We start from the raw sequence: 4,738 nt of genomic DNA on the forward strand, positions 1-4,738 counted from the left end.
GGCAACAACAGCCTGATGCGACGCTGACGCGTCTTATCAGGCCTACATACGTTTTGGTTTTGTAGGTCGGATAAGGCGTTCACGCCGCATCCGGCAACAACAGCCTGATGCGACGCTGACGCGTCTTATCAGGCCTACATACGTTTTGGTTTTGTGGGCCGGATAAGGCGTTCACGCCGCATCCGGCAACAATTGCCTGATGCGACGCTGACGCGTCTTATCAGGCCTACATACGTTTTGGTTTTGTGGGCCGCATCCGGCATTTCACAGCATTACCTGGTGATACGAGTCTGTGCATCTTTCAGCGCTGCATCCACAGTCTGACGACCGCTGGTGGCGTTGATCACCGCAGTACGCACGGCATACCAGAAAGCGGACATCTGCGGGATGTTCGGCATAATTTCACCTTTCTGGGCGTTTTCCATGGTGGCGGAAATACGTGGATCTTTCGCAAGTTCATCCTGATAGGACTTCAGCGCTACAGCACCCAGCGGTTTATCTTTATTAACCGCTTCCAGACCTTCGTCAGTCAGCAGATAGTTTTCGAGGAACTCTTTCGCCAGCTCTTTATTCGGACTGGCGGCGTTAATACCCGCGCTCAGCACGCCAACGAACGGTTTGGAGGGCTGGCCCTTGAAGGTCGGCAGTACCGTTACACCATAGTTCACTTTGCTGGTATCGATGTTGGACCATGCCCACGGGCCGTTGATAGTCATCGCTGTTTCACCTTTGTTAAAGGCAGCCTCTGCGATGGAGTAATCGGTGTCCGCATTCATGTGTTTGTTTTTTATCAGGTCAACCAGGAAGGTCAGGCCCGCTTTCGCGCCAGCGTTATCCACGCCAACATCTTTAATGTCGTACTTGCCGTTTTCATACTTGAACGCATAACCCCCGTCAGCAGCAATCAGCGGCCAGGTGAAGTACGGTTCTTGCAGGTTGAACATCAGCGCACTCTTGCCTTTCGCTTTCAGTTCTTTATCCAGCGCCGGGATCTCTTCCCAGGTTTTCGGCGGGTTTGGCAGCAGATCTTTGTTATAAATCAGCGATAACGCTTCGACAGCAATCGGGTAAGCAATCAGCTTGCCGTTGTAACGTACGGCATCCCAGGTAAACGGATACAGCTTGTCCTGGAACGCTTTGTCTGGGGTGATTTCAGCCAACAGGCCAGATTGAGCGTAGCCACCAAAGCGGTCGTGCGCCCAGAAAATAATGTCAGGGCCATCGCCCGTCGCCGCAACCTGAGGGAATTTCTCTTCCAGTTTATCCGGATGCTCAACGGTGACTTTAATTCCGGTATCTTTCTCGAATTTCTTACCGACTTCAGCGAGGCCGTTGTAGCCTTTGTCGCCGTTAATCCAGATTACCAGTTTACCTTCTTCGATTTTGGCGAGAGCCGAGGTGGAAAACATCATCGTCGTTAATGCGGATAATGCGAGGATGTGTGCACCTGTTTTTATTTTCATCATCTCTGGTCCTTGTTGGTGAAGTGCTCGTGAAAACACCTAAACGGACTCTAGTTTCTTTATACGGCAACCTCTTTCCATCCTCCTTGCCCCTACGCCCCACCGTTGCTTTGTGTGATCTCTGTTACAGAATTGGCGGTAATGTGGAGATGCACACATAAAATCGCCACGATTTTTGTAAGCAACATCACGAAATTCCTTACATGACCTCGGTTCAGTTCACAGAAGTCGCGTTCTCATCCTCCCGCCTCCTCCCCCATAAAAAAGCCAGGGGGTGGAGGATTTAAGCCATCTTCTGATGACGCATAGTCAGCCCATCATGAATGTTGCTGTCGATGACAGGTTGTTACAAAGGGAGAAGGGCATGGCGAGCGTACAGCTGCAAAATGTAACGAAAGCCTGGGGCGAGGTCGTGGTATCGAAAGATATCAACCTGGACATCCATGAAGGTGAGTTCGTGGTGTTTGTCGGGCCGTCTGGTTGCGGTAAATCGACTTTACTGCGCATGATTGCCGGACTTGAGACGATCACCAGCGGCGACCTGTTCATCGGTGAAAAACGGATGAATGACATCCCGCCAGCAGAACGCGGCGTTGGTATGGTGTTTCAGTCTTACGCGCTCTATCCCCACCTGTCAGTAGCAGAAAACATGTCGTTTGGCCTGAAACTGGCGGGCGCGAAAAAAGAGGTGATTAACCAGCGCGTTAACCAGGTGGCAGAAGTGCTGCAACTGGCGCATTTGTTGGATCGCAAACCGAAGGCGCTCTCCGGTGGTCAGCGTGTGGCGATTGGTCGTACGCTGGTGGCTGAGCCAGGCGTATTTTTACTTGATGAACCACTTTCCAACCTCGATGCTGCGCTGCGCGTGCAGATGCGTATCGAAATCTCCCGTCTGCATAAACGCCTGGGCCGCACGATGATTTACGTCACCCACGATCAGGTCGAAGCGATGACGCTGGCCGACAAAATCGTGGTGCTGGACGCCGGTCGCGTGGCGCAGGTTGGGAAACCGCTGGCGCTGTACCACTATCCGGCAGACCGTTTTGTCGCCGGATTTATCGGTTCGCCAAAGATGAACTTCCTGCCAGTAAAAGTGACTGCCACCGCAATCGATCAAGTGCAGGTGGAGCTGCCGATGCCAAATCGTCAGCAAGTCTGGCTGCCTGTTGAAAGCCGTGATGTTCAGGTCGGGGCCAACATGTCGCTGGGCATTCGTCCTGAACATCTACTGCCGAGCGATATCGCTGACGTCATCCTTGAGGGGGAAGTTCAGGTCGTCGAACAGCTCGGTAACGAAACCCAAATCCATATCCAGATCCCTTCCATTCGTCAAAACCTGGTGTACCGCCAGAACGACGTGGTGTTGGTAGAAGAAGGTGCCACATTCGCTATCGGCCTGCCGCCAGAGCGTTGCCATCTGTTCCGTGAGGATGGCACTGCATGTCGTCGACTGCATAAGGAGCCGGGCGTTTAAGCACCCTATAAAACACACAAAGCCTGTCACAGGTGATGTGAAAAAAGAAAAGCAATGACTCAGGAGATAGAATGATGATTACTCTGCGCAAACTTCCTCTGGCGGTTGCTGTCGCAGCGGGCGTAATGTCTGCTCAGGCAATGGCTGTTGATTTCCACGGCTATGCGCGTTCTGGTATTGGCTGGACAGGGAGCGGCGGTGAACAACAGTGTTTCCAGGCCACTGGCGCTCAAAGTAAATACCGTCTTGGCAACGAATGTGAAACTTATGCTGAATTAAAATTGGGTCAGGAAGTGTGGAAAGAGGGCGATAAAAGCTTCTATTTCGACACTAACGTGGCCTATTCCGTCGCGCAACAGAATGACTGGGAAGCTACCGATCCGGCATTCCGTGAAGCAAACGTGCAGGGTAAAAACCTGATCGAATGGCTGCCTGGTTCCACCATCTGGGCAGGTAAGCGTTTCTACCAACGTCATGACGTTCATATGATCGACTTCTACTACTGGGATATTTCTGGTCCTGGTGCCGGTCTGGAAAACATCGATGTTGGCTTCGGTAAACTCTCTCTGGCAGCAACCCGCTCCTCTGAAGCCGGTGGTTCTTCCTCTTTCGCCAGCAACAATATTTATGACTATACCAACGAAACCGCGAACGACGTTTTCGACGTGCGTTTAGCGCAGATGGAAATCAACCCGGGCGGCACGTTAGAGCTGGGTGTCGACTACGGTCGTGCCAACCTGCGTGATAACTATCGTCTGGTTGATGGGGCATCGAAAGACGGCTGGTTATTCACTGCTGAACATACTCAGAGTGTCCTGAAGGGCTTTAACAAGTTTGTTGTTCAGTACGCTACTGACTCGATGACCTCGCAGGGTAAAGGTCTGTCGCAGGGTTCTGGTGTCGCGTTTGATAACGAAAAATTTGCCTACAATATCAACAACAACGGTCACATGCTGCGTATCCTTGACCATGGTGCGATCTCCATGGGCGATAACTGGGACATGATGTACGTGGGTATGTATCAGGATATCAACTGGGATAACGACAACGGCACCAAGTGGTGGACCGTCGGTATTCGCCCGATGTACAAGTGGACGCCAATCATGAGCACCGTGATGGAAATCGGCTACGACAACGTCGAATCCCAGCGCACCGGCGACAAGAACAATCAGTACAAAATTACTCTCGCACAACAATGGCAGGCTGGCGACAGCATCTGGTCACGCCCGGCTATTCGTGTCTTCGCAACCTACGCCAAGTGGGATGAGAAATGGGGTTATGACTACAACGGTAATTCCTCAACCAACCCATATTACGGCAAAGCTGTTCCGGCTGATTTCAACGGCGGCAGCTTCGGTCGTGGCGACAGCGACGAGTGGACCTTCGGTGCCCAGATGGAAATCTGGTGGTAATAGCAAAACCTGGGCCGGATAAGGCATTTACGCCGCATCCGGCACCCAACGCCTGATGCGACGCAGTTGCGTCTTATCAGGCCTACAACGGCTGTCAAACGTAGGCCGGATAAGGCATTTACGCCGCATCCGGCAACTAACGCCTGATGCGACGCAGTTGCGTCTTATCAGGCCTACAACGGCTGTCAAACGTAGGCCGGATAAGGCATTTACGCCGCATCCGGCACCCAACGCCTGATGCGACGCAGTTGCGTCTTATCAGGCCTACAACGGCTGTCAAACGTAGGCCGGATAAGGCGTTTACGCCGCATCCGGCACCCAACGCCTGATGCGACGCAGTTGCGTCTTATCAGGCCTACAACGGCTGTCAAATGTAGGCCGGATAAGGC

At 52.5% G+C, this 4,738-nt stretch carries 3 protein-coding genes; 2 read left to right on the forward strand and 1 reads right to left on the reverse strand.

All coding sequences use genetic code 11. The annotated features are described in order from the left end of the window. Positions 1 to 272: 272 nt before the first annotated feature. A complete protein-coding gene (malE, locus tag A7090_RS23095) occupies positions 273 to 1,463 on the reverse strand; it encodes a maltose/maltodextrin ABC transporter substrate-binding protein MalE (protein WP_105275673.1) in 1,191 nt (396 codons plus the stop codon). A gap of 364 nt (positions 1,464 to 1,827) precedes the next feature. Here malE and malK point away from each other — a divergent pair, with 364 nt between their 5' ends. Next, positions 1,828 to 2,937, forward strand: coding sequence for a maltose/maltodextrin ABC transporter ATP-binding protein MalK (malK, locus tag A7090_RS23105; protein WP_105275671.1), 1,110 nt, complete (start codon positions 1,828 to 1,830; stop codon positions 2,935 to 2,937). 71 nt (positions 2,938 to 3,008) lie between these two features. Next, positions 3,009 to 4,349 carry a maltoporin LamB gene (lamB, locus tag A7090_RS23110; protein WP_105275672.1) on the forward strand — a complete coding sequence of 447 codons (1,341 nt, stop codon included), beginning with the start codon at positions 3,009 to 3,011 and terminating at the stop codon, positions 4,347 to 4,349. The last annotated feature ends 389 nt before the right edge of the window (positions 4,350 to 4,738 follow it).

It is taken from the genome of Escherichia sp. MOD1-EC7003 (assembly GCF_002965065.1).
Classification (GTDB): Bacteria; Pseudomonadota; Gammaproteobacteria; order Enterobacterales; family Enterobacteriaceae; genus Escherichia.

Excerpts from the sequence above, each read along its gene's own strand:
- malE (WP_105275673.1), bottom strand. The coding sequence starts at position 1,463 with ATGAAAATAAAAACAGGTGCACACATCCTCGCATTATCCGCATTAACG.
- malK (WP_105275671.1), top strand. The coding sequence starts at position 1,828 with ATGGCGAGCGTACAGCTGCAAAATGTAACGAAAGCCTGGGGCGAGGTC.
- lamB (WP_105275672.1), top strand. The coding sequence starts at position 3,009 with ATGATGATTACTCTGCGCAAACTTCCTCTGGCGGTTGCTGTCGCAGCG.